Source organism: Pontibacter chinhatensis, assembly GCF_900113285.1.
Classification (GTDB): Bacteria; Bacteroidota; Bacteroidia; order Cytophagales; family Hymenobacteraceae; genus Pontibacter; species Pontibacter chinhatensis.
In genome coordinates this window covers 149,953-173,074 of record NZ_FOOT01000003.1, presented here as the reverse complement: position 1 = coordinate 173,074, position 23,122 = coordinate 149,953, and the positions used below count along the sequence as shown (strand labels likewise).

The 23,122-nt window shown below is 53.6% G+C and carries 21 protein-coding genes and 1 tRNA gene; 14 read left to right on the top strand and 8 right to left on the bottom strand.

Translation table 11 applies throughout. The annotated features are described in order from the left end of the window. Nucleotides 1-22: 22 nt before the first annotated feature. From BM040_RS09900 to coaE, 8 genes are all read left to right on the top strand, one after another. Nucleotides 23-1,123: a Glu/Leu/Phe/Val family dehydrogenase gene (locus tag BM040_RS09900; protein ID WP_092100673.1), complete on the top strand. Its 1,101-nt coding sequence runs from the start codon at nt 23-25 to the stop codon at nt 1,121-1,123. A gap of 187 nt (nt 1,124-1,310) precedes the next feature. Continuing rightward, nucleotides 1,311-2,483: a transcription antitermination factor NusB gene (gene nusB / locus BM040_RS09895; protein ID WP_092100671.1), complete on the top strand. Its 1,173-nt coding sequence runs from the start codon at nt 1,311-1,313 to the stop codon at nt 2,481-2,483. Nucleotides 2,484-2,569: 86 nt separating this feature from the next. Further along, nucleotides 2,570-2,875 carry a YtxH domain-containing protein gene (locus BM040_RS09890; protein ID WP_092100669.1) on the top strand — a complete coding sequence of 102 codons (306 nt, stop codon included), beginning with the start codon at nt 2,570-2,572 and terminating at the stop codon, nt 2,873-2,875. A gap of 1 nt (nt 2,876) precedes the next feature. After that, on the top strand, nt 2,877-3,875 hold the full coding sequence (locus BM040_RS09885) for an isocitrate/isopropylmalate dehydrogenase family protein (protein WP_092100666.1): 999 nt from the start codon (nt 2,877-2,879) through the stop codon (nt 3,873-3,875). A gap of 20 nt (nt 3,876-3,895) precedes the next feature. After that, nucleotides 3,896-4,447 (top strand): DUF1573 domain-containing protein, encoded by a 552-nt coding sequence (locus tag BM040_RS09880; protein WP_092100665.1) that lies wholly within the window; start codon nt 3,896-3,898, stop codon nt 4,445-4,447. Nucleotides 4,448-4,480: 33 nt separating this feature from the next. After that, nucleotides 4,481-4,789 (top strand): preprotein translocase subunit YajC, encoded by a 309-nt coding sequence (yajC, locus tag BM040_RS09875; RefSeq protein ID WP_092100664.1) that lies wholly within the window; start codon nt 4,481-4,483, stop codon nt 4,787-4,789. Between the two features lie 41 nt (nt 4,790-4,830). Further along, nucleotides 4,831-5,766: a hypothetical protein gene (locus BM040_RS09870; RefSeq protein ID WP_092100662.1), complete on the top strand. Its 936-nt coding sequence runs from the start codon at nt 4,831-4,833 to the stop codon at nt 5,764-5,766. Continuing rightward, on the top strand, nt 5,766-6,362 hold the full coding sequence (gene coaE, locus BM040_RS09865) for a dephospho-CoA kinase (protein ID WP_092100660.1): 597 nt from the start codon (nt 5,766-5,768) through the stop codon (nt 6,360-6,362). The genes BM040_RS09870 and coaE overlap by 1 nt, the downstream gene beginning before the upstream one ends. 177 nt (nt 6,363-6,539) lie before the next feature. Here coaE and BM040_RS09860 read toward each other — a convergent pair. Beyond that, nucleotides 6,540-6,614 (bottom strand) — tRNA-Val (locus tag BM040_RS09860). Nucleotides 6,615-6,826: 212 nt separating this feature from the next. Here BM040_RS09860 and BM040_RS09855 point away from each other — a divergent pair. Beyond that, complete coding sequence (locus tag BM040_RS09855) at nt 6,827-9,310, top strand: AsmA-like C-terminal region-containing protein (RefSeq protein ID WP_245756177.1); 2,484 nt, start codon at nt 6,827-6,829, stop codon at nt 9,308-9,310. A gap of 339 nt (nt 9,311-9,649) precedes the next feature. Here the strand turns inward: BM040_RS09855 and BM040_RS09850 are convergent, their stop codons facing one another. From BM040_RS09850 to BM040_RS09840, 3 genes are read right to left on the bottom strand one after another with little or no spacing between them, the layout of a single operon-like run. Then, nucleotides 9,650-10,816, bottom strand: a complete 1,167-nt coding sequence (locus BM040_RS09850; protein WP_092100656.1) for a mechanosensitive ion channel family protein — start codon at nt 10,814-10,816, stop codon at nt 9,650-9,652. Nucleotides 10,817-10,835: 19 nt separating this feature from the next. Further along, nucleotides 10,836-12,068 (bottom strand): Glu/Leu/Phe/Val dehydrogenase dimerization domain-containing protein, encoded by a 1,233-nt coding sequence (locus BM040_RS09845; RefSeq protein ID WP_092100654.1) that lies wholly within the window; start codon nt 12,066-12,068, stop codon nt 10,836-10,838. Between the two features lie 59 nt (nt 12,069-12,127). After that, nucleotides 12,128-13,201, bottom strand: a complete 1,074-nt coding sequence (locus tag BM040_RS09840) for an anhydro-N-acetylmuramic acid kinase (protein WP_092100652.1) — start codon at nt 13,199-13,201, stop codon at nt 12,128-12,130. 121 nt (nt 13,202-13,322) lie between these two features. Here BM040_RS09840 and BM040_RS09835 point away from each other — a divergent pair, with 121 nt between their 5' ends. Beyond that, nucleotides 13,323-13,631 (top strand): ArsR/SmtB family transcription factor, encoded by a 309-nt coding sequence (locus tag BM040_RS09835; RefSeq protein ID WP_025608763.1) that lies wholly within the window; start codon nt 13,323-13,325, stop codon nt 13,629-13,631. A gap of 132 nt (nt 13,632-13,763) precedes the next feature. On the opposite strand, the gene hemA is transcribed toward BM040_RS09835, so the two are convergent. Continuing rightward, on the bottom strand, nt 13,764-15,047 hold the full coding sequence (gene hemA / locus BM040_RS09830; RefSeq protein WP_092100650.1) for a glutamyl-tRNA reductase: 1,284 nt from the start codon (nt 15,045-15,047) through the stop codon (nt 13,764-13,766). Nucleotides 15,048-15,162: 115 nt separating this feature from the next. Here hemA and BM040_RS09825 point away from each other — a divergent pair, with 115 nt between their 5' ends. Both BM040_RS09825 and BM040_RS09820 read left to right on the top strand, forming a co-directional pair. Continuing rightward, nucleotides 15,163-16,344 (top strand): sensor histidine kinase, encoded by a 1,182-nt coding sequence (locus BM040_RS09825; RefSeq protein WP_092100648.1) that lies wholly within the window; start codon nt 15,163-15,165, stop codon nt 16,342-16,344. Nucleotides 16,345-16,411: 67 nt separating this feature from the next. After that, nucleotides 16,412-17,347: a GNAT family N-acetyltransferase gene (locus tag BM040_RS09820; RefSeq protein ID WP_092100646.1), complete on the top strand. Its 936-nt coding sequence runs from the start codon at nt 16,412-16,414 to the stop codon at nt 17,345-17,347. A gap of 86 nt (nt 17,348-17,433) precedes the next feature. Here the strand turns inward: BM040_RS09820 and BM040_RS09815 are convergent, their stop codons facing one another. Further along, a complete protein-coding gene (locus tag BM040_RS09815; RefSeq protein WP_245756175.1) occupies nt 17,434-19,410 on the bottom strand; it encodes a Na+/H+ antiporter NhaC family protein in 1,977 nt (658 codons plus the stop codon). Between the two features lie 160 nt (nt 19,411-19,570). Continuing rightward, nucleotides 19,571-20,419, bottom strand: coding sequence for a DMT family transporter (locus BM040_RS09810; RefSeq protein ID WP_245756174.1), 849 nt, complete (start codon nt 20,417-20,419; stop codon nt 19,571-19,573). Between the two features lie 110 nt (nt 20,420-20,529). Between BM040_RS09810 and BM040_RS21705 the strand changes: the two genes are divergently transcribed. Then, nucleotides 20,530-20,685 (top strand): hypothetical protein, encoded by a 156-nt coding sequence (locus tag BM040_RS21705; protein WP_175491032.1) that lies wholly within the window; start codon nt 20,530-20,532, stop codon nt 20,683-20,685. Between the two features lie 393 nt (nt 20,686-21,078). On the opposite strand, the gene dusB is transcribed toward BM040_RS21705, so the two are convergent. Beyond that, nucleotides 21,079-22,068, bottom strand: coding sequence for a tRNA dihydrouridine synthase DusB (dusB, locus tag BM040_RS09805; protein ID WP_092100642.1), 990 nt, complete (start codon nt 22,066-22,068; stop codon nt 21,079-21,081). A 53-nt stretch (nt 22,069-22,121) separates the two neighbouring features. Here dusB and BM040_RS09800 point away from each other — a divergent pair, with 53 nt between their 5' ends. Continuing rightward, nucleotides 22,122-23,087 carry a CPBP family intramembrane glutamic endopeptidase gene (locus BM040_RS09800; RefSeq protein ID WP_092100640.1) on the top strand — a complete coding sequence of 322 codons (966 nt, stop codon included), beginning with the start codon at nt 22,122-22,124 and terminating at the stop codon, nt 23,085-23,087. Nucleotides 23,088-23,122 lie beyond the last annotated feature (35 nt).

Here is a 23,122-nt window from a genome sequence, read left to right as displayed (position 1 = left end):
AAACCCCTAATCAAAACTATCAATGGTGGAATTAAAAGAAGTTGAAGTGAAAAAAGACAAATCTGTCTTTGATCAAATATCAGAACACGACCACGAGAAAGTTGTTTTCTGCCACGACAAGGAAACTGGCTTAAAAGCCATCATCGGCATCCACAACACCGTGCTTGGCCCGGCGCTGGGCGGTACCCGTATGTGGGCTTACGCATCTGAGGCAGAGGCCCTGGATGACGTGCTGCGCCTGTCTAGAGGCATGACCTACAAGGCAGCCATCTCCGGCCTGAACCTGGGCGGGGGCAAAGCAGTTATCATCGGCGATGCCAAAAAAGACAAGAGCGAGGCGTTCCTGCGCCGCTACGGCCGCTTCATCAAGAACCTGAACGGTGCTTATATCACGGCTGAGGACGTGGGCACAACCACCAAGGACATGGAGTACATCCGCATGGAGACCGAGCACGTAGCTGGTCTGCCTGAGTCTATGGGTGGTAGCGGAGACCCATCTCCGGTAACAGCCTACGGTACTTACATGGGTATGAAGGCCGCCGCTAAGAAAGCATTCGGCTCTGACTCACTGGAAGGCAAGAAAATCTCTGTACAGGGTGTAGGCCACGTGGGTGGTTACCTGGTAGAGTTGCTTGCCAAGGAGAATGCCCAGATTTTCATCACCGACATCTACGAAGACCGCCTGCGCGAGATCTCCGATAAGTATGGCGCCAAAGTGGTAGGCATGGACGAGATCTACGACCTGGACGTGGACATTTACTCTCCTTGCGCCCTGGGTGGTACCATCAACGACGATACCCTGAACCGCCTCAAGTGCCAGGTAATCGCCGGCTCGGCCAACAACCAGCTGCGCGATGAGCAGGTGCACGGCCCGGCCCTGGTGCAGAAAGGCATTATTTACGCGCCGGATTTCCTGATCAATGCCGGTGGCCTGATAAACGTATACTCTGAGCTGATTGGCTACAACCGCGACAGCGCCTATGCCCAGACAGAGCGTATCTACGGCTATACGTTGGATATCTTCGAGCTGGCAGAGAAAGAAGGCATCCACAACCAGGCTGCTGCCATGAAAATGGCCCAGAAGAGAATTGAGAGCATCGGCAAAGTGCGCTCTACGTACTAAGCCAACAGCCTCTAAGCAATACTGTTGAAGTCAAAAGTGCTGCATTAACCTGTGGCACTTTTGCTTTACACCCTTACACTGCGGAACTATCGCCTGCCCTCTCCGCTTTTATGTAGCAGGAAAACAATTTACCGGGCCTGGCCCAAACAAAATACTTTACCAAACACACGCTCTTTAAAATAAGAATATGCTCAACCGCAGAACACTACGAATTAAGGCGATGCAGGCTATCTATGCCTATCAGCAGGCCGTAGGTTCAGATTATCTGCTGGCCCTAGATCAGATCAACGATGATTTTGCGCCAGACCTTAACTCGATGGAGGTGCAGGACAAAAGGCTGCTCGAAGGCAAGAAACAAATGGCCACCCTGCTGTTTAAGGAATGGTACGAGAAGCAGGAGTTTGACACAGAAGGTGCCGGAAAGGATGTTGTGGATGCGGTGAACAGAGCGATTGCGTTCTACAACAACGCCACCAAGAAAGACTTCAAGTACTACGGCAATCAGATGCTGAGCGCCGTGGAGCGTATCTACGACCACTACCTGGGCACCCTGCAGATACTGGAGGTGGTTGTTAGCCTGATTCAGGAAGAGGAAGAGAAAAAAGCCAACCGCTTTACCGCCCCCGAAGGCCCCGATACCACGGCCTTTTTGCGTAACAAAGTAGTGCAGCGCCTGCTGCAGAGCAAGTCATATCAGGAAAGTATCATTCGCCGCAACATCAGCTGGGGCTCCGACATCAGTGAAATCCGGGCCGCTTACCGCAACATCCTGAAGAAGGACGAGACCTTCCTGGGCTATGTGGCACAGCCCGAGCACACCCTGGAAGAGGACGCCGAAGTGGTGAAACATATTTTTAAAAACATTATCTTTAAAGAAAAAAACTTACAATCTTTGTTTGAGGAGCAGGATTTGAACTGGGTGGAGAACAAATCGATTGTAAAAAGCCTGGTGAATAAAACTGTTAAAATCTTTGCCGAGGAGGCTGACGAAGACAAGCAATTGCTCGATCTTTCGGCCAACTGGGAGGATGACAGGGCCTTCTTCGAAGATTTATACTTCCGGACGGTAGAGCAGGACGCCAGGTATGAGGCCATGATTGCCGCCAGCGTGAAGAACTGGGACGTGGAGCGCGTGGCCCTGCTCGATAAGATCATCCTCAAGATGGCGCTCAGCGAGATGTACATCTTCCGCAGCATACCGGTCAAAGTTACCATCAACGAGTATATCGAGATCTCGAAGCTGTACAGCACCCCTAAGAGCAAGCAATTCATTAACGGCGTGCTGGACAAAATGGCACAGGAACTGACGGCGAAAGGGGAGATCCGCAAGTCTGGCCGTGGCTTGATAGACAACAAATAAGCCGGAGCAAGTAAACGCGGCTTTAAGGGCCGTTTCTCCGTAGTATGAGAAAAAGTTTGTACCCGAGATAAATAGCATAGAAAACTATGAGCAAGAAGACAACTGCATTGCTTGCGTTTGTTTCCGGCGCCGCCGTGGGAGCTGCCGCTGGCATACTCTTTGCGCCCGAGAAAGGCCGAGAAACAAGATACTGGCTTAGCTACCGCCTGGAGAAGTACCGCGAAACCCTGTTAGACCTGCTGGAGCAGCTCATCGCCAAGGGCGACGGCCTGCCTACTACAGCCAAGTCGGAGGGCCAGCGCGTGATACAGGACGCCAAGGAGAAGGCCGAGAAGCTGCTCGGTGATGTGGACTCGCTTATAAATGAAATAAATAGCAGGAAAGAACTGTAAGATGAGACAAGTAACCCTGATACCCGGCGACGGGATAGGACCTGAGATCACAGAAGCTGTAAAAGCTATATTCAGCGCTGCCAACGTGCCCGTGCAGTGGGAAGAGGAAAACGCCGGCCAAACCACTTTCGATTCGATAGGGGAGTTGATTCCGGCTACGCTGATTGCCTCTTTGGAGAAGAATAAGGTGGCGCTGAAAGGCCCTATTACCACACCGGTTGGCAAAGGCTTTAAAAGTGTAAATGTGCAGCTGCGCCAGAAGTTTGACCTGTACTCCAACGTAAGGCCAGCCAAAACCACCAAAGGCATCGAGACGCGCTTCGACAACGTGAATTCGGTGCTGTTCCGCGAAAATACCGAGGGCCTGTACTCTGGCCTGGAGATGTTTGACGAGCGTCTGCAGATCTCTGATTCCGTGGCCCGCATCACGCGCGTAGGTTGCCAGAAGATCATCCGTGCGGCTTTTGCCTACGCCGACAAGCATGGCTGCAAAAAAGTAACGGCCGCGCACAAAGCTAACATCTTAAAGAGCGCCGGCGCCATGTTCCTGAACGAGTTTCATGCCGTCGCTAAGGAGTATCCGCACATCCAGGCCGATGATAAGATCATCGACAACATGTGCATGCAGCTGGTAATTAAGCCGGAACAGTTTGACGTGATTGTGACCACCAACTTGTTTGGCGATATCATTTCGGATATTTGCGCTGGCCTGGTAGGCGGTCTGGGCGTAGTGGCCGGTGCCAACATTGGCGACGACATGGCCATTTTTGAGGCCGTTCACGGCTCTGCCCCGGATATTGCAGGCAAAGGCATCGCTAACCCGACTGCGCTGCTCCGTTCGGCCATCATGATGCTGCACCACATCGACCTGAAGGATGAGGCAAACCGCATTGAGGCGGCGCTGGAAGCCACGCTGGCTAACAAGGCAGAGTGCACCGGCGACCTGGGCGGCAAAGCCTCCACCATGGAGTTCGCGCAGCACATCATCGCAAAACTTTAACCACTTAAAGTATACCCAACATGAAAAAGAATCTGTTTCTGGCAGCAGGAATGGCGGTAGTTATACTTGCCTCCGGCTGCAATAACAACACAGGCAACGATACAGCGGCTGAGAGCGCTACGGCTACTGAGGCGACTGCGCCTGTTCAGCCAATCGAGAATCCGAACGTAGTGGCTACCACTGCGCAGGGAGAGACAGCCCCTGCCGGCAATGCCGCGGTAATGACGTTTGAGCAGACAGAGTATGAATTCGGCACGATAAAGGAAGGGGAAACGGTAGAGCATAAGTTCGAGTTCACGAACACCGGCAGCACCCCGCTTGTAATCGAGAGCGCCACGGCTACCTGCGGCTGTACTGCCCCTGACTGGACGCGCACTCCTGTGGCGCCAGGCGAGAAAGGCTTTGTGGCTGTTAAGTTCAACAGCAACGGCAAACCCGGCCAGCAGCAGCCAACGGTTACCATCCGCGCTAACACAGAGCCAAACATTGTTCGCGTAGCCATGAAGGGTAGCGTGGAGCCTAAAAACAGAATGCCTGTGGCAGGTCCGGACGGCCCGGTTCGTCGCAACTAATCCATACTTATAAACGCTTAGAGAATACTACCAATGAATTCGATACTTCTTCAGACTCCGGACGGCGGCATGTTACCACAGCTGCTGATGTTCGGAGCCATTATCCTCGTATTTTACTTTTTCATGATCCGTCCGCAGCAGAAGAAAATGCGCGATCAGAAGAAGTTCCGTGAGGAGCTGACAAAGGGCATGACTGTAATAACCATCGGTGGCCTGCACGGTAAACTGGTTGCAATAGACGACGAGACGATTACGTTAGAGGTGGACAAAGGCGTTCGCCTGACTTTTGATAAAACTGCCGTGTCCATGGAAGCTACCATGAGAGTGCAAAAAACAGCCTAACCTTGCCTTTAGAGGGAGTAAAAAATATAGCTATATGGTTTATGAGGCCATTCCAGCCGCGAACAAAGCAATACTGGCGAGTGGTATTGCTTTGCTTCGTGGCGGCCTCTACTTTTTGGCTCCTTAATGCCTTAAACAAAAGCTACAGCACACAAACCACCTATCCCATCCGGTTTGTGTACAACGAAAGCGAACTTATCCCTGTCAAACCTCTTCCCCAGGAGGTTCTCATTAACGTAACCGGTAAAGGCTGGAAGCTTTTGCGCAAGAGCCTTCGCCTGGAAGTGCAGCCCGCCGAAATCTACATCCGCGACCTGCCGCGCAATAACTTTCTGTTGGGCTCTGCCCTGCGGCCGGCCTTGGTTAATGCCCTGGATGGCCTGCAGCTTAATTTTGTGGTGACCGATACGGTATACTTCCACTTCGACCCGATAGCGCAGAAGCGTATTGCCCTGCAGGTGGACCCGAAGCAGCAGCTGACCAATAACCAACATACGGTATTCGGCCCTATCCGCATCAGCCCCGACAGCGTGACCTTTACCGGCCCCGCCTCGCTGATAGACAGCCTGCCAGACCCTTTCCTGCTGCGTGTGCCCCAACAGGTACTCACAGAGCCAACCAAGCTCCCTGTGCCAATTAACCACAACTACAAGCCCCTGGTAGAGGCCGATGTAGAGGAGGCGCAGGTAAGTATAAACGTGAAAAACCTGGTGGCCGAAGAGCGCCAGGCGCTACCGGAACTGGTAAATGTGCCGGAGGGAGTGTCGCTCACCTTGCGGCCGCCCATTGTGGTGCTGCGCTACCAGCTGCTGCAGGATTCCATGTCGCTCCTGAACCGGTCTGCGTTTAAGGTGGTGCTAAACTATAACAAGTTTAACCCGATAGACTCCACGCTGGTGCCGGAACTGGTGCAGCAGCCGCGTGGCCTGCGCAACGTGCAGATATGGCCAAGCAAGGTACAAGTTGACGTAAAGTAATGCTGAAAATAGGTATAACCGGTGGCATAGGCGTAGGCAAAACCATAGTGAGCCGCATGTTCCAGGTGCTGGGCGTGCCTATTTACGACGCCGATACCCGCGCCAAGTGGGTGATGCACCACAACACAGCGCTGCGGCAGGAGCTAGAGGATGCCTTTGGGCCGGCCACGTATACAGACGCAGGAGCGTTAGACCGCGCCTACCTGGCTGGCAGGGTGTTCAATCACCCGGAGCGCTTGGAGCTGCTCAACAGCTTGGTACACCCGCACGTGGGCAATGATTTTAACGAGTGGGCAGCTGGGCATGCCGATAAACCTTACATTTTAAAGGAAGCCGCGCTGATGTTCGAGTCGGAGTCGTGGCGGCAGGTGGATGAGGTGATTGCCGTGTACGCCCCGCTGGAGCTGCGCATCAAACGCCTGCTCAAACGCGACACGCACCGCACAGAAGCAGACATCAAAGCCATCATTGCCCGTCAGCTGAGCGAGGAGGAGAAAATGCGCCGTGCCCAGCACATCATCTACAACGACGACCAGCAGCTTATCATCCCGCAGGTGCTGGCGCTGCACGAGCAGTTCTCCAAAGCCGAAGTATAAATCACCAATATTTTAGAGGAAGTGACTTGTCTGTTGCGAGTGTGGCAGCAGGGGCGGTATACTATGCCCGGAGCTGCGCCGTTGGTAAAGTATAACCGATGCTAAAGTATAAGCAGTAGGGGCGGGAGCAGAAAAGTATGGATATAAAAAAAGGACAACTTTGCAGTTGTCCTTTTGTGGGGCGTACTGGATTCGAACCAGTGACCCCCTGCTTGTAAGGCAGGTGCTCTGAACCAGCTGAGCTAACACCCCGTTTTTTGTTTTCGTTGACCTTTTGTCCCCGTTTGATGATGCAAATATGGAGGTTATTTTTTAGACTGCAAAACATTTGAGAAAAAAATCTTAAATATTTTTTCGGAGCCGGGGCGCTCTTGTTCACGTGTTAATACTGCTGTACCTTTAGGGTAATATAAGACGCTATAAATCTGAAGTTTCGCCAGGTGAGAAAAGGAGCGGTAAGAAAAGTGCTATTTTATGGAGTGGCCATTTTAGTGGCGGCCCTGGGTCTGGCGTTGGCGCTGGTTTATACTTATCAGGATAAAATAATCTCGCTTTTTGTAGCCGAGGCCAACAAGCACATCAAGACAAAGGTGGATGTCCGGCAAATTTCGCTCTCCCTCTTCGATAAATTTCCGCAGGTAGCTGTTACCCTGGACGAGGTAAACGTGCACGAGGGGCTGCCCGAAAGCGAGGAGTCGCTGGCGCGGGCCGACAAGCTATACTTTACCTTTAGCCTCTGGGACGTGCTGCGCGGCGAGTACAGCGTGAAGGAGTTCTATATGGAGCAGGGCGAAGTATACGTCAGGGTGCTGCCGGACGGCCGGGTGAACTACGAGATTATCACCACCGACACCACCGCCTCTGATGACAGCGGTTTCTCCTTCGACCTGGAAAGTATAAACCTGCGCGAAGTGGCCCTGCACTATGTAGACGAGCAGCTGCAGCAGCGCTACGAGGTGAGCGCGCATCAACTGGCCGCGGCCCTGGCCATCTCCCCTGAAACCATCGACATTGAAGCCGACGGGCAGGCAACCATCCATACCATCCACCTCAACTCCGGCGAGTACTTTAAAGGTAAGAAAGTCAACTTGAACTCGGCTCTGAGTATAAACCGGCAGGCCAAGACAATCGCCCTGCAGCCGTCGGTGGTGCAGGTGGGCGAGGCGGCCTATGAAGTGGGCGGAGGAATCGCCTACGAAGGCGTGACGGAGCTGGATTTAAAGGTAGAGGGCAAGAACACCAACATACAGTCGCTGCTCTCGTTGCTGCCCCAAAGTATGACGGAGGAATTTAGCCAGTACCGCAGCAAGGGCGACATCTACTTTAACGGCACCGTGCAGGGCAAGGCCTCGGGCAAGCACACGCCAAGTATAAGCATCAACTTTGGCGCACGCGACGCCTCTTTTTACCACCCCGATGTGCAGCAGCGCGTGGAGAAGCTTTACCTGACGGGCAGCTTTACGAACGGTGAGAAGCAGAACGCCACCACCTCGGTGCTGGAGCTAAAGGAGCTGCGGGGCGTGCTGAACGGAAGGCCCTTTAAGGGCAACCTGAAGTATAGCAACTTCAGCAATCCCTACATTGCTTTTGATTTACAGGGCATGCTGGACGTGGGCTATGTGCTGGGACTGGCAAAGCTGGAGGAAGTGCGCAGTGGCAGTGGCCTGGCCGATGTACGCATTGCCTTCTCGGGGAACCTGAAGGAGTTTAAGGCCAAGCCCGGTAACAGCACCCTCAACACCACCGGTGACATTACGCTGCACGACGTATCGCTCACGCTGAAAGACATGCCGCTGCCGCTGCGCAACCTCAACGGTAACTTCATGTTTAAGCGCAACGATGTGGCCGTGTCCGACTTTAAGGGCAAGCTGGGCGAGTCTGACTTTACCGTCAACGGCATGTTCCGGAACGTGATGGCCTGGCTGATTTTGGAGAACCAGCGCCTGTTGGTGGAGGCCGACTTCAGCAGCCGATACCTCAACTTCGACCAGCTGCTGAGCGAGGAGCAGAACACGCCTGAGGCTGCCCGCACCGGCGACAGCTACAGGTTCGTCATAGCCCCCAACATCGCCTTCGACCTGAGCGCCTCTATCGACAGGCTACGGTTCAGGCGGTTTCACGGCAAAAACATTCGCGGCGAGGTGAAGCTGCGCAACCAGGTGGTTTCTTCCCCGAACATCTCTTTCCGGGCAATTGGCGGTGATTTTGCTGTGCGGGGTAACTTGGATGCCCGCAGCCGCAACCACATCAAGGTGAGTACTGCCGCTAAGCTCAACAACATGAGCGTAGACAGCCTGTTTTACGTATTCGAGAACTTCCGGCAGAACTTTATAGAGGAGCGGCACCTGCGCGGCCAGCTCACGGCCAACATCGTGTCCGACGTATACTTCGACAGCCAGCTGAACCCCAAAACCGAGCTGCTGCAGGCTGAAATTCAGGCCACAGTGCGCAACGGCCAGCTGATAAACTTTGCGCCCATGCAGAAAATGTCGGCCTTCGTGAAGCGCACAGAGCTGGCCAACATGCGCTTTGCCGAGTTGCACAACTCTTTCTGGATACAACAGGGCACTATCTACATTCCGGAGATGGACATTCGCTCCAACCTGTCAGCTGTGCCGACGGTGTCGGTGTCGGGCACCCACACGTTCGACCAGAAGATGGACTACAAGATCAAGCTGCCGCTCTTCACCAAGCAACGGCCCGACAAGGATGCTCGCTTTGGCACCGTGGCCGAGGACCCGGATGCCGGCAACAGCAACCTCTTCCTGACGCTGCGAGGCAGTGAGCGCGACTTTAAAATCGCTTACGACGACGAGCGCGTGCGGCAGAAAATCAAAACGGACCTGAAGCAGGAGGGGCAGGAGCTGCGGGACTTACTGCGCGGCAAAAAGCCAAAACAGAAGGAGAAGGAAGTGGAGCTGCAGGAAGGCGAATATTTTGATTTTTAGCGGAGCGGCACGGGCCTAGAAGTATACTTTGAAGGTTGCTTAAAGAGGGTATCCATAAATAATTCTATCCTTTTACTCATCAATATTGCTTGTTTACTGCAGAATAAAGGCCTTATAAGGTAAAAGTTATACTTTGTTTGTAACTATGACTAAAGTAGGTCGTTAAAGAAATCAAAACTACGGCTAACGATGCTTGTAGAGCTTAAGGATTTAGGTTTAACGGGAGTGCGCTACGCACCCCGGATTGGTTTAAGATGATAGTGTAACCTTGCAATTCAGACGAATTAAGATATAAGGGTGAAAAAAAAGCCGGAGTTTCTCCGGCTTTTTTATTGGCGCTTACTCCAGGTCTGCACCTCCAACGTATGATTTCTCCTGCATGGGTTCCGGCTTGTCCTCCGGCTGGTGCAAGTATAGTTTCCGGGTAGGCAGGGCAAAGTCCGCCCCATGCTTTTCCACAATTTCCACAATCTTATAGTTGATTTCTTCCTTAATGTCGATGAAGTCGAACCAGTCCATGGTGTCCACAAAGTATAGCACCATCACGTCCTTCGAGTCAGGGGTGAGGGTGAGAAACCGGACACGGGTATCCTGGTTGGTGCGCGGGTGCTGGTCCACGTATTCCTGTATCTCGCGCGTAATAGCCCGGAGTTGCTCGGAGGTGGTGTTATAGGTAAGCCGGATATCGAACTTGGCGCGTCGGAAGGTGCGCAGCGTGAGGTTGTCCAGCGGCTTGTCAATCATCAGCTTGTTGGGCACCGTCACAAAGCTTTTCTCCAGCGTGCGGATGCGCGTGCTCCGGAAGCCCACTTTCTCCACCGTGCCGATCATCTCGCCCACCTGCACCAAATCACCGGCCATAAAGGGCTTATCCAGGAAGATGGTGAAGGAGGCCAGCAGGTTTTCTATACTTTCCTTGGCGGCAAAGGCCACGGCCAAACCACCCACGCCCAGACCAGCCACCAGGCCAGTTACGTTCACCCCAAACACCGACCCCAGCATGATCAGGAAGGAGAAGATGACGATCAGCACCTTGGTGAAATCCTTGAAGAAAGGCACCAACTGCTCGTTTAGCTTGGAGGCGGACCTTTCGTTGCGGTGCTGGAACACCAGGCCTACAAAATCGGCAAAGCGCAGCAGCACCCACGTAAGCGCCACAATAACAAACACCTGATAGGTCCGCAGCAGGAACGTCTTCAGGAAAGGATCCCCGGCCTTCAGGTCTTCGGGCTGCACCGGGTAATTGAGCACCTGGAAGGCCAGGTACAGAAACACCAGGAACACGAGCACCTCCAGCGGCTGCACCAGCAGGCGGCGGAATTCGGGCAGCTCCGACTCAGGCCAAAAGCGACTCCCAAGCTTGTAAATTAAGCCCGAAAGCATCCGGGACAACAGCGTGTTGAAGAGCAGCCCGAATAAAAGTATGGCAGCGGAAAGAATGTAATCCGCCACAGTGTTACCGAGGAACTCGTGGCTAAGCCAATCGCTGTTTAACAACTCTTGCATAGGTAAGCGTAATTCTTTTTTAGAGCAACTGGCTCAGGGCAATTTCAAAACTTGTCTTGGCGATCTCGGTCTTCTGCCCGTTTCGCTCATGCGATTTCTCCAGGGCCGCCCGTATCACAGCGGAAGTGTCGCTGAAGATGGCCTCATCGGTAATCTCCACCTCGTCGCCCATCAGGTAGGCAAACACGCGTGCCATGCCGCAGTTAGCCACAAAGTCAGGGATGACGGACAAGTTGCGGTCGGCAAACTCGCCGGTAGGGCCGAAGAAGATCTCCGGGTCCTGAAACGGGACGTTGGCACCACAGGAAATAACTTCCAGGCCGCTGCGGATCATGCGCTCCACCTGCTCGCGCGTCACCAGCCTGGAGGCAGCGGCAGGTATAAAGATCTCGGCCGGAAGGTCCCAGAGGCGGCTGTTCACTTCCTCAAACGAAAGTATACCAGGCGTGGCCGGGTTCAGCGTATTGCCCTGGCGGTTAAGAAACAGGTCCGTGACCTCCTCAAACGTATAGCCCTGCTCGTTGATAAGTCCGCCGGCCCTGTCGATGATGCCGACGATTTTAACGCCCTTGGAAGCCAGGTAATAGCCTGCGGCGGCTCCCACATTGCCCCAGCCCTGGATAATGGCGCGCTTGCCCTCAAACTGCCCTCCCCAGATGCTGTAGTAGTGGCGTGCGGCCTCGGCCACACCGTATCCCGTGATCATATCGGCAACTGTATACTTGCGCGCGGTGGAAGGGGAGAAGTGCGGGTCTTCGATCACCTTTACCACGCCCTGGCGCAGCTGGCCTATCTTGTTTATTTTCTGTGGCTCGGTAGCATTGAAGTGGCCGTTTACCACCCCCTCCTGCGGGTGCCACAGGCCATAGCTTTCCGTGATCGGGATCACCTCGTGTATCTCATCCACATTCAGGTCGCCCCCGGTGCCGTAGTAGTTTTTCAGTAGCGGAAATACGGCTTTGTACCAGCGCTCCAGCACACCGCGCTTGCGCGGGTCGGCAGGGTCGAAGTTGATGCCCGACTTGGCGCCTCCAATGGCAGGTCCGGACACGGTGAATTTCACCTCCATCGTCTTGGCCAGTGATTCCACCTCACGCTTGTCGAGGCCTTTGCGCATGCGCGTGCCACCGCCCGCCGCGCCGCCGCGCAGGGAGTTTATCACTACCCAGCCTTCGGCCTCGGTTTCAGGGTCTTTCCACTCAAAAACTATCTCAGGTCTTTTGTTCTCAAATTGGGCAAGTAAGTCTTTCATTCCAGTTAAGGGTGTATCGGGTGTAGGGTGCAAAGGTACGAAATTCAGACGGGCAGGACTTAGGCCAGGTAAATGGCGCCCCCCACGTTGTTGCGGCTAGCCCCCGTTACGCTGCTGAGGCAGTTGTGCTCCCCGCGCCAGCGCAGCACGCCCAGAAAGGCAAATATGAGCGCCTCCTTAAAGGATACCACCTCCGGCGCCGGCACCTCCACGGTATACTTTGGCCCCAGCTGCTGCTGTATCTGCTCCACCAGGTAGCCGTTAAACGCACCGCCCCCTGTTATTAGTACACGGTGCTGCCCCTCGTGCAGCGGCGGCAGGGCGTTGTGCAGTTGCTGGGCGATGTGGTGGCACACCGTGTGCAGCTTGTCTTCTGCAGAGGCCGGGCTGTCAGCTATACTTTTCAAACTGTGCTCCAGCACCCACTCCTTGCCCAGCGACTTCGGAGCCGAGGCTGCAAAGTAAGCGGGCGCGTTCAGGGCCTCTAATAATTTTGGCTCTAAAGTACCGGAGCGGGCTAGCGCACCGTTATGGTCATAGGGCTGGCCCAGGCTGTTTGCCAACGTGTTGAGCAGCATGTTGCAGGCGCTGGTGTCGAAGGCCAGGCGGGTGCCCTGGTGGTTGTAGGAAACATTGGCGATGCCTCCCAGGTTAATACAATAATCGTAGTGGCCAAAAAGCAGCTCATCACCAATGGGTACGAGCGGTGCGCCCTGCCCACCCAGCGCAATGTCGACGGTGCGGAAGTCGCAGACCACGGGCAGGTGGGCATGCGCCGCCAGGTAGGCCCCATGGCCCAGTTGCAGGGAGATGTGCTTGGCGGGCTGGTGGAAGATCGTATGTCCGTGAGAAGCAACAAAATCGGGCTGTATTCCGTGTTGTTGTACGAACTCATGAACCCGTTGCCCCATGAAGCGGCCGAAGGCATGGTCCAGCTCCACCAGCTCCAGGGCGCTGGCGGTCTCGGCACCTCGAAGAGAGTCAATTAGTTCATTGGAATATGTTAATGTAGTAGTATTTAGTATCTCATATATCCAATTATGAGATTTGTACGTAAATCTACAAAAAGCAATATCGAGGCCGTCGAGTGACGTCCCGGACATTAGACCGATTACATGATAAGAAGTATCCATTGGCCAAAAATAATAAAAGCATCGATATGATTTTCAGCTAAATAGTGCAGGCCTCGTATATATCTTATTGTGAATGGGATTGAAAAATGAATTGTAGAAACTGTTAGGTATAATTTTAATTATGAAAAGTTTGTTGTCAAGAGTTGAATCGAAGAAGATAGATAAGGCGGCAGCCATGCTTAAAGTACTGGCACACCCCAAGAGACTGGCGATAGTGGATTTGCTCGGAAAAGAGGATAAAATGACTGTTACAGAGATATATAAGCAGTTAGACCTTCCGCAGGCCATTGCATCACAGCACCTGATTACGCTAAAGGATAAAGGCGTTTTATCGTCTTTTAAAGTAGGTACTAAGATTTACTACTCCCTGGCCATCCCGAAACTGATTGATGTAATAGACTGCCTCGAAGAATGCTGCATTGATATCTAAGCCAGTGCCCACACGGCACCCTGGGTAGCAGTTTGTTACCTGAGGATTGAATAGTTAAGGCCCCCGTTTGTCCCTTCTAAGATGGAATTTGCGGAGGCCTTAGTTATTTCTTCACTAAAAAAAATATGTCGTTTACCCGGGATTTTGGTCTGATTCTGCCGGCTGATTCTCCAGGCTGAACAGGTCGTTGAGCAGGTCAATAAGCGTTTCGGCCTCTCCGCGCTTACAGGCAGCTTTCAGTTGCAATACCGGTAATTTTATAATTTTCTGCATCATGGATTTCGTGATGCTGTCTACCAGCTTTGCCTCCTTAGGCCCCAGTTTCTTCACATAGCGGGCTATTTCCTCCTGACGTATCGTTTCCAGTGCATTTTTCAGGCGATGAATGGTAGGCGATACCATCATTTCCTTAGACCAGTCGTTGAACTGCTCAATAGACTCGGCAACTATTTCCTTTACCTTCGGAATGGAGCTGATGCGGCGCTGCAGTGCCTCGGAAGCCTTGTTCTGGATCGTGTCGATGTTGTAGACCAGCACACCGGGTATGCTCTCCACCTCCGGCTCCACGCTGCGCGGCACAGCCAGGTCGATAAAGAACTTATAAGTGAGCGCGTTCAGGCGCTTTACCATCTCCTTCGTGAAGAAAGGGGTTTCGCGGGCCACCGAGGAAATGATCACATCGGCCTCCTTCATACCCTGCACAATCTCCTCAAAAGGGAGCACCTCCAGGGCACACTCCTCGGCCAACACCTTTGCCTTTGCCAGCGTACGGTTGGTGATCTTTACATTCTTGTAGCCCAGGTCTTTAAGGTTGCGGCACACATCGGCGCCAATCTCCCCAACGCCCACCACCAGGATATTGGGCTCAGCGCCCTCTCCGGTTAGCTCCTCAATTAGCTCGATAGCGGCATAGGAGGTAGAGGCGGCGCCGTCTCTGAAGGAAGTCTCCTGCACCACGCGTTTGTTGGTGAAGAAGATGGTGTGCATGAGGCGGTGCAGGAAAGGGCCGGCTGTTTCGTTGTCGGCGCTCCACTGGTAGGCCACCTTCACCTGGTTCGAGATCTGCATATCGCCCACCACCTGCGACTCCAGCCCCATCGACACGTCGAAAAGGTGCTGCACGGCATCGTCGTGCTCGTTCAGGATGGTGAAGTAATCGAAGTAGCGGCTGATGTTGTCGATGCCCTTGGTAATGCCCAGGAGCTTAACAATTTCAGTGCTATAGTCTGTGTCGGAGTTGTAGTATACTTCGGTGCGGTTGCAGGTGGAGAGAACAAGGATGTCAGTAGCCTGAAGGAAGCCCTTAAGCGTCTGCAAGAATATTCTGCAAGAAGATTCATCTAAGGCAATCAGCTCCCTGATATCGAGCGGCGCTTTTTTATACGACAGGCTGATTGCTTTAAAGTTCTGAAGCATAATAACGTTTGTTCTACTAAAGGGCAAAGGTACGGCTCTATTTATTAAAATAAAACTTACTTGCTCTCTATGTTCAATTTATACTAATTTCAAATAAATTTCGTGTTTATACTCAATGATTCCCATCTACTCCCAGAAGAACAGGATAAAGCTTGTTGTTGTTATCATTGCTCTCATCATAGGTGCCGCCACCATCACTTATACCAACATACTTGTGAGCAAGTTGTCGGAGCGGGAGCAGGAGCTGGTGCAGCTTTATGCCAAGGGCCTGCGCTACATGATCAACGCCCCCAGCGACGACAACATCGTGTTCATCGAGGAGGAGATCCTTTCATCCAACACCACGGTGCCCGTTATCCTGACAGATGAAAATGAGAATATCCTCGACTCCAAGAACATAAATCTGCCGGAAAACATTGCCGATAAGCCCGATAAAATAAACGAGTACCTGCAGCGGGAGATCGAGAAGATGAAGGAGCAGCACGAGCCCATCGTGGTGCCCTGGGCGGAGGGCTCTGTGAACTACGTGTTTTACAAGGACTCTGAGTTGCTCTCGCAGCTGCGCTACTACCCGTACGTGCAGCTGATCGTGATCTCGTGTTTTGCGCTGGTGGCCTACTTTGCCTTCAGCTACTCGCGCCGCGCCGAGCAGAACCGGGTGTGGGTGGGGCTGGCCAAGGAAACGGCGCACCAGCTGGGCACGCCGCTCTCTTCGCTGATGGCCTGGTATGAGTACATCAAGTCAAGCCCCAAGTTTGAGAACGAGCCGATACTGGAGGAGTTGGGCAAGGATGTGCGGCGCCTGGAGATCATCACGGAGCGCTTCTCCAACATCGGTTCTGTGCCCTCGCTTCGCGACGAGAACATATTGCAGGTAACGCAGAACGCCATAAATTATCTGCAGAACCGCATCTCGCGCAAGGTGGCGTTCTCCATAGAGTCCACCTTCTCGCCGGATATCACGGCCAAGGTAAACGTATCGCTGTATGATTGGGTGATCGAGAACATCTGCAAGAACGCCGTGGACGCCATGGAGGGTCGCGGCAGTATAAACATACAGCTGGTGCTGCTGGGCAAGAGCAGCATTGCCGTGGATATTACAGACACCGGCAAGGGCATCCCCAAAAGTAAAATCGACTCTGTTTTCCTGCCCGGCTTTACTACCAAAAAGCGTGGCTGGGGCCTGGGCCTAGCACTGGCCAAGCGCATCATCGACAATTACCACGAAGGCCGCCTGTACGTGAAGTGGTCGGAGGTAGGCAAGGGCACTACCTTCCGGATTGTGCTGAACAGGTAGTAGGAGTTAGAGAGTTAGAAAGTTAAAGAGGCAAGGTGAGGTAATACAGTCCTTGGTCAGGAAATAAATGGTTGAAGTAGTAAAGTATAACGCGGCGTATAAACCACTTTGGGATGCCTTTGTACGGGAGTCGAAGAACGGCACGTTCATGCTGCTGCGCGATTACATGGAGTACCACGCCGAGAGGTTTACGGACCACTCGCTGCTGTTCTACCACAAGGGTAGGTTAGTGGCGCTGCTGCCGGCAAACGAGGCCGGGGAGCAGGTGCAGAGCCATGGCGGGCTGAGCTACGCCGGACTCGTTACGGACAAGCGGATGAAGGCGGCGCTGATGCTGGAAGTGGTGCAGGCTATGAAGTTATACTTTCAGGGGCAGGGTTTTGGGAGTATACTTTACAAGGCCATTCCGCACATCTACCACCAGCAGCCTGCCGAGGAAGACCTGTACGCCCTGTTCCGCCATGGGGCCGCACTTTACCGCCGCGATGTGAACTCGGTGGCCATGCCTGAGCGCCTTTTGCCTTACGCCACGCTGCGGAAGCGCAAGCTAAAGCAGGGAGCAGCGGGTTTGCAACTAGAGCAAAGTATAACGTTTGGCGACTTTATGGAGCTGGAGTGGCAGGTGCTACAGCAAAAGTATAACCTGAAGCCAGTGCACACGGCAGCGGAGGTGGAGTTGCTCGTTTCGCGTTTCCCGGAGAACATCAGGCTTTATACTGCTACCAAAGAGGGCGAATTGCTGGCAGGCACCCTGGTTTTCGAGACCGCCACTGTAGCCCATTCTCAGTACATCGCCTCCTCAGAGCAGGGCAAGCAGGCAGGTGCCTTGGATGTGCTGCTGGACTGGCTGCTGACAGAGGTATATGCGCACAAGCCGTATTTCAGTTTTGGCGTTTCCACGGAGCAGGAGGGGCAGTATTTGAACGAGGGGCTTGTCTGGAACAAGGAAAGTTACGGCGCCCGCACCATCGTGCACGATTTTTATGAGCTAAAGCTGCGCTAGCGGCCCGGCAAAGTATAAACCAGCAGCGGCTGCCTCACACCTGGGGCAGCCGCTGCTGGTTTATACTTGTGTTATACTTTTACTGTCTACGCGGCTACTGCCTTTGCCTCCACTCTCTTACCAAGTAGCTTTACAATCCCCCAAAGTATGGCTATGCCAATAGCGTATACCAGCAGCCAGTGTACGCCAAAGCTAGACAGGTTGGTGCAGGCAATATTGGCGACCAAGGCCACTGTAATGGCGTAAGGCAGCTGTGTTTTTACGTGGTCTATGTGGTTGCAGCCCGAAGCCAGTGAGCTCAGGATGGTGGTGTCGGAGATAGGGGAGCAGTGGTCGCCGAACACAGCCCCTGCCAGCACTACCGAGATCACGTTGTACATGATGGGCATGGTCTCCTCCATCGTAAAGCCCTGCTGCTGGCACACATACCAGGCGGCTGGCATCATGAGCGGGTAAAGTATGGCCATGGTACCCCAGCTGGAGCCGGTAGAGAAGGCAATGGCAGCGGCCAGGAAGAAGGTAATCTCCGGTAGGAAGTATGGCGACACATTGCCTGAGAGCAGCGAGGTGAGGTACTCCGCCGTATAAAGCTCCTGCGTAACCGCCGCCAAGGACCAGGCCAGGACCAGAATAAGGATGGCCGGTAGCATGGTCTTAAACCCGACTACCAACGAGTCCATGGTTTCTGAGAGTGTCATGATGCGCTGGCTTATCGTTAGCGCTATGGCAACGACCACACCCCCAAGCGAGGCCCAGATAAGGGCCAGGTAAGAGTTGGAGTCGCCGATGGTGGCGGAGAGTTTGCGGAAAAAGCCCAGGCTTGGGTCGGTCCAAACGTCGGCGCTGTAGCCGGTGTAGAGTAGGGCGGCAATAGTGCCACCAATAACCGTAAGCACGGGCAGCAGCGCGTTGATGGCACGGACTCTGGTTTCATCTATGGGCTCAAACTCGGCCATTTCTTGCTGCTGTTTCTCCTGTCCGGCCCGGTCGAGGCGTGCTGCCGACACCTCTCCGGTGGTGCGCGCCCTTAGCTCTGCCCGCTGCATCGGGCCAAAATCCCGGTTCATCAGGATTAGTATCAGCATAAACACCAGGGCGAGCACCGGGTAGTAGGCATACTGCAGCGAGTGGAAGAACAACGAGTAGGCCCCTTCCTCAATCCCGAGCTTGGTGGCGGCATCCTTTATATAACCCAACTCAGCCCCGATCCACGTTGTAACGAAGGCAATGGCCGCCACAGGGGCAGCGGTGCTATCCACAATATAAGCCAGCTTTTCGCGGGAGATGCGGTACTTGTCAGTTACGGGGCGCATGGTGTTGCCCACAATAAGGGTGTTGGCGTAGTCGTCGAAGAAAATGGCTATCCCCAGTACCCAGGTTACCAGTTGCGAGCTTCTGGCGGAGCGGGCGTAACGCGAGAGCAAATGCACCACACCGGCCATGCCGCCGTTTTTGGAGATGATGGCCACCATCCCCCCAATGAGCATAGAGAAAATAATAACTGAGGCATGGTCGCTATCCACGAGGGCTTTGAGCAGGAACGTGTCTGCCACGGCTAGCAGGCCTACCAAAATAGAATCAAAAGATAAACCGTAGATCACAAAGCCGCCCACCCAAATGCCCGCAAAGAGGGCCAGCAGTACCTGCCTGAAGAGAAGCGCCAGCACGATAGCAATAAGCGGCGGAAGTATAGACAGCCACATCGGAAACTCCCTCACGCCCCGCATCTCCTCTACATCCAGGCGGTAGAGCCGGGCCAGCGTATGCGTGTCCAGGGTAGCGCTTACCTGGATAAGCTCGCGCCGCTCCGGTATCGAGAACGTAGTTTCACCGTCAACAAACTCCGCCTCCTGCAGCTCGCCGTTCACGCGGAGCGTAAGCGGGCCGTTGTACGTCATCAGGTTGCCGGTTTCGGTAACGGTGCGGAGGGTGAAGGCGGTGTCGTTGATGGCCTGCAGCTGCAGTTCTTCTATCTGCTCCCTGGAAACCAGGTCTTGCGCCAGGGTTGGCACCGACAGCATGAGAAATAACAAGAGACTCAGGAGGGGCTTATAAAGCTTCATTCTGAATGGTTGCGGGTTAGAGAATCCCCTAAGTTAGAAAAGAATCAGGAAACTCATAATGTTGATTCGCACTGCCGTGGCCATACTTTATACTTGCTGCTAAAGTATAGCCGCGGCAAGTATAAAGTATGGGAGCTTATACTTTTGAAGAAACGTGCGTTTACTTGGCCCGGTTTACGATGAACACCCCCAGCAAGATCACCACCATGCCCAGGTAGTGCCACAAATGGATGGTTTCGCCGTCGAGCACGCCCCACATCAGTGCCACAATAGGTATGAGGTAGGTGGTGGAGCTGGCAAAGAGGGTGGTGGATATCTGGATAAGCTTGTTGAAAAGTATAAGCGCGATGGCAGTGCTGAACACGGCAAGTATGGCGATGTACATCAGCGCCTCCCAGGCCCCCGGCACATGCTGCAGCTTGTAGAGAAAGTCGGTGGTGAGCAGGTATACCAGCGCCAACGGTCCCACCGTGAGCAGCGCCAGGCTGGAGACGGCGATGGCCTTCATGCCCTGCAGGCGAAACTTGATAAGGTTGGCGCTGATGCCGTAGAAGACAGTGGCCAGCACAATGTACAGGCCGTAGTACATGTTGTCGAGCTCCGCGTTGCCGTTGCCGGTAAAGATAAGTATAGCAGTGCCGGCAATGCCGATAACGATGCCGAGCATGCGCATCCAGGTGATGGACTGGCCAAACAAGGCTGCCCCTACCAGCAGGGTAAAGAGTGCGGTAAGCGAGTTGAGCACCCCCGCCAACCCGCTGGCTACGCGTGTTTCGGCGATGGCAAAAAGAAAAGCTGGCAAGAAGTTGCCCAGCATCCCGCTGCCCAGCAGAAACTTCCAGCGGTGGGGCTCTACCTTACGAACGTTCCGGATAGCGAATGGCAGCAGCGCCGCGCAGGCAATCACCATCCGCAGGGCTCCTACTTCGTTTGGAGCGTACACCACCAAGCCCTTTTTGATAAGTATAAACGAGGTGCCCCAGATAAGGGCAAGTATAATCACCAGCACCCAGGCCAGTGCCGGGGTAGCAGTTTCTTGTGCAACGGGAGTAGTGGAGGTTTTTATCGTCAGAAAGTTAGAAGGTTAACAAGTTAGAAAGTGGCTGCAAAAGTAAAGAGTTGGCGCGTCAGATTTTAGTGGATGCCTTAACTCCTGAGAATTATTTCGGCGCTGCCCCTGAACCAGACAAGCTGCCGAAGTATACTTCAAGTATAAGCGGTGTCGTAAGTATAGCCATCTACTGTTCGAAGTATTTCATGGCGGCAATTTCCTGAAGCGGTTTCTTAAGCGCAACCTGATTCTTGCGGATCTTCGGAAGGTGAAAAATAAAATCCCCTGCCAGTAGGACAGGGGATTTTATTTATGCTATTCGTCAGTGTAGGATAATCCTCTTTCCGCCGTTGTTGGTATTATCACCAGCAATTTATACTTCAGCAGATTATAGGGTCGAAGTATAAATGCCACTTCTCCAAAGTATAAAGTATAGCCTAAGCTTTCGTAGCCTTGCTTCTTCAAAGCAGAGCAGTTTCAAACTGCTGCCATACAAAGCCACATTTACGCTAGCGCTAAACTTGCGGCAGAAAGTATAAACTCAGAAAGCAATACCCACTTTCTAACCTTCTAACTTTCTAACTCCAAAACTCTCTAACTCCAAAACTCTCTAACTCCTAAACTTCTTCATAGCTCATGCTATGGGCAATCTCATCGAGCGTGTCGTAGATTTCCTGTATGTCTTCGGATTGCACCAGTTTCATGCGCAGGGGCTTGAAGTTCGGCAGGCCGCGGAAATAGTTAGTATAGTGGCGGCGCATCTCAAAAATGCCCAGCTTGTCGCCCTTCCACTCCAGCGAGTGTGTAAAGTGCTGGCGGCATACTTCCACGCGCTCCTCCAGCGTCGGGCCCGGCAACATCTCACCGGTTTTCATGTAGTGCTTTATCTCGTTAAAGATCCACGGGTAGCCTATACTTGCCCTGCCCACCATGATGCCGTCCACGCCATACTTGTTGCGGTACTCCAGCGCCTTCTGCGGCGAGTCAATATCGCCGTTGCCGAAGATGGGGATGTGCATGCGCGGGTTGTTCTTCACCTCGGCAATCAGGCTCCAGTCGGCCTCGCCTTTGTACATCTGCACGCGCGTGCGGCCGTGTATGCTCAGGGCTTTAATGCCGATGTCCTGCAGGCGCTCAGCTGTCTCTACAATGTTTTTGGTGTCCTCGTCCCAGCCCAGGCGTGTTTTAACCGTTACCGGCAAATGCGTGGCCTTTACGATCTCCTCGGTCATTTTCACCATCTTCGGGATGTCGCGCAGCAACGCGGCACCGGCGCCCTTGCAGGCCACGTTCTTCACAGGGCAGCCATAGTTGATGTCGATCAGGTCCGGGCCGGCCTGCGAGGAGACAATGGCCGCCTCGCGCATCGACTCAATCTCTGACCCGAAAATCTGGATCCCGATGGGGCGCTCGTAGTCGAAAATGTCAAGTTTTTGTACACTTTTGGCGGCATCACGTATCAAACCCTCAGAGGAGATAAACTCCGTGTACATGAGGTCGGCACCGTTGGCCTTGCATACTTTGCGGAAGGGCGGATCACTCACGTCCTCCATCGGTGCCAGCAGCAACGGAAACTCCCCTAGCTCTATGTTAGCAATCTTTACCAAAGCAAAAATTAATTATTCGCGTAAATTTACGCCAATTAAACCTAAATCTCCCTATGAAAGGTTTCATCTCGAAAGATCTGCACCCAAGTTGGGTACTGTTGCTGCTGATAGTATACATGGCAGGCGGCTACTTTGTGGCGATGTTTGTGATAGGGCTGTTGGCCAACTGGATCTTCGGGATAGGCCTCATTGAGCTGGCAACGGTGGCCACCAACCCTGCCGACCACCCGCAGGGGCCGCAGGTGATGTTGCTCTTGCAGGGCGTGCTGCAGTTCTTTGCCTTTATCGTGGCGCCCGCCTTTCTGCTGCTCTCGCTCAACTACAGGCTGGGAGATTACCTGAACTGGAAAATGCCTTCGCCGTGGCTGCTGGTGCTGCTCAGCGGCATCCTGATAATTGCCATTATGCCGGCCAACTCGGTCATCATCCAGTGGAACGCCCACATGAACTTCCCGGACTTTATGCGTGCCTTTGAGGAGTGGGCGCGGCAGCAGGAGGAGCAACTGGCCGAACTCACCAAGCTTATCACGCAGTTTAATTCGGTGCCAGAACTGCTCATTGGCCTGGTGGTGTTTGCGGCCATACCTGCCGTGGGCGAAGAACTGGTATTCCGGGGTATCGCGCAGCAACAGATCCACCGCTGGTCCGGCAACATCCATGTGGCTATCTGGGTGACGGGCATCATCTTCGCGGCCATACACGTGCAGTTCTTCGGCTTTTTGCCACGGGCCATACTTGGAGCGCTGTTCGGATATTTATACTTTTGGTCCGGTCGCATCATTGTGCCGATTGTGGCGCACTTTGCAAACAACGGCTTTACCGTATTTTTACTGTACCTGCAGCAAACCCGCGCCATCGATACCAATATCGAGAGCACCGAGGCAATGCCGTGGTACAGTATCGCGTTATCGTTGCTGGTAAGTGTGGGCCTGCTATACTTCCTGCGCCAGGCATTTGTCCGGCAGCCATTGCGCCCGCAAAGTATAGCCCAGGCCGCAGGCACAGAGCAACAACTATAAACTAAACCCTTACAACACGCACAGGCCCCGGGCAG

Bases quoted from the DNA above. Each gene is read 5' to 3' on its own strand.
- BM040_RS09900 (WP_092100673.1), top strand. From the start codon at position 23: ATGGTGGAATTAAAAGAAGTTGAAGTGAAAAAAGACAAATCTGTCTTT.
- nusB (WP_092100671.1), top strand. From the start codon at position 1,311: ATGCTCAACCGCAGAACACTACGAATTAAGGCGATGCAGGCTATCTAT.
- BM040_RS09890 (WP_092100669.1), top strand. From the start codon at position 2,570: ATGAGCAAGAAGACAACTGCATTGCTTGCGTTTGTTTCCGGCGCCGCC.
- BM040_RS09885 (WP_092100666.1), top strand. From the start codon at position 2,877: ATGAGACAAGTAACCCTGATACCCGGCGACGGGATAGGACCTGAGATC.
- BM040_RS09880 (WP_092100665.1), top strand. From the start codon at position 3,896: ATGAAAAAGAATCTGTTTCTGGCAGCAGGAATGGCGGTAGTTATACTT.
- yajC (WP_092100664.1), top strand. From the start codon at position 4,481: ATGAATTCGATACTTCTTCAGACTCCGGACGGCGGCATGTTACCACAG.
- BM040_RS09870 (WP_092100662.1), top strand. From the start codon at position 4,831: ATGAGGCCATTCCAGCCGCGAACAAAGCAATACTGGCGAGTGGTATTG.
- coaE (WP_092100660.1), top strand. From the start codon at position 5,766: ATGCTGAAAATAGGTATAACCGGTGGCATAGGCGTAGGCAAAACCATA.
- BM040_RS09850 (WP_092100656.1), bottom strand. From the start codon at position 10,816: ATGCAAGAGTTGTTAAACAGCGATTGGCTTAGCCACGAGTTCCTCGGT.
- BM040_RS09845 (WP_092100654.1), bottom strand. From the start codon at position 12,068: ATGAAAGACTTACTTGCCCAATTTGAGAACAAAAGACCTGAGATAGTT.
- BM040_RS09840 (WP_092100652.1), bottom strand. From the start codon at position 13,201: ATGGATACTTCTTATCATGTAATCGGTCTAATGTCCGGGACGTCACTC.
- BM040_RS09835 (WP_025608763.1), top strand. From the start codon at position 13,323: ATGAAAAGTTTGTTGTCAAGAGTTGAATCGAAGAAGATAGATAAGGCG.
- hemA (WP_092100650.1), bottom strand. From the start codon at position 15,047: ATGCTTCAGAACTTTAAAGCAATCAGCCTGTCGTATAAAAAAGCGCCG.
- BM040_RS09825 (WP_092100648.1), top strand. From the start codon at position 15,163: ATGATTCCCATCTACTCCCAGAAGAACAGGATAAAGCTTGTTGTTGTT.
- BM040_RS09820 (WP_092100646.1), top strand. From the start codon at position 16,412: ATGGTTGAAGTAGTAAAGTATAACGCGGCGTATAAACCACTTTGGGAT.
- BM040_RS09815 (WP_245756175.1), bottom strand. From the start codon at position 19,410: ATGAAGCTTTATAAGCCCCTCCTGAGTCTCTTGTTATTTCTCATGCTG.
- BM040_RS09800 (WP_092100640.1), top strand. From the start codon at position 22,122: ATGAAAGGTTTCATCTCGAAAGATCTGCACCCAAGTTGGGTACTGTTG.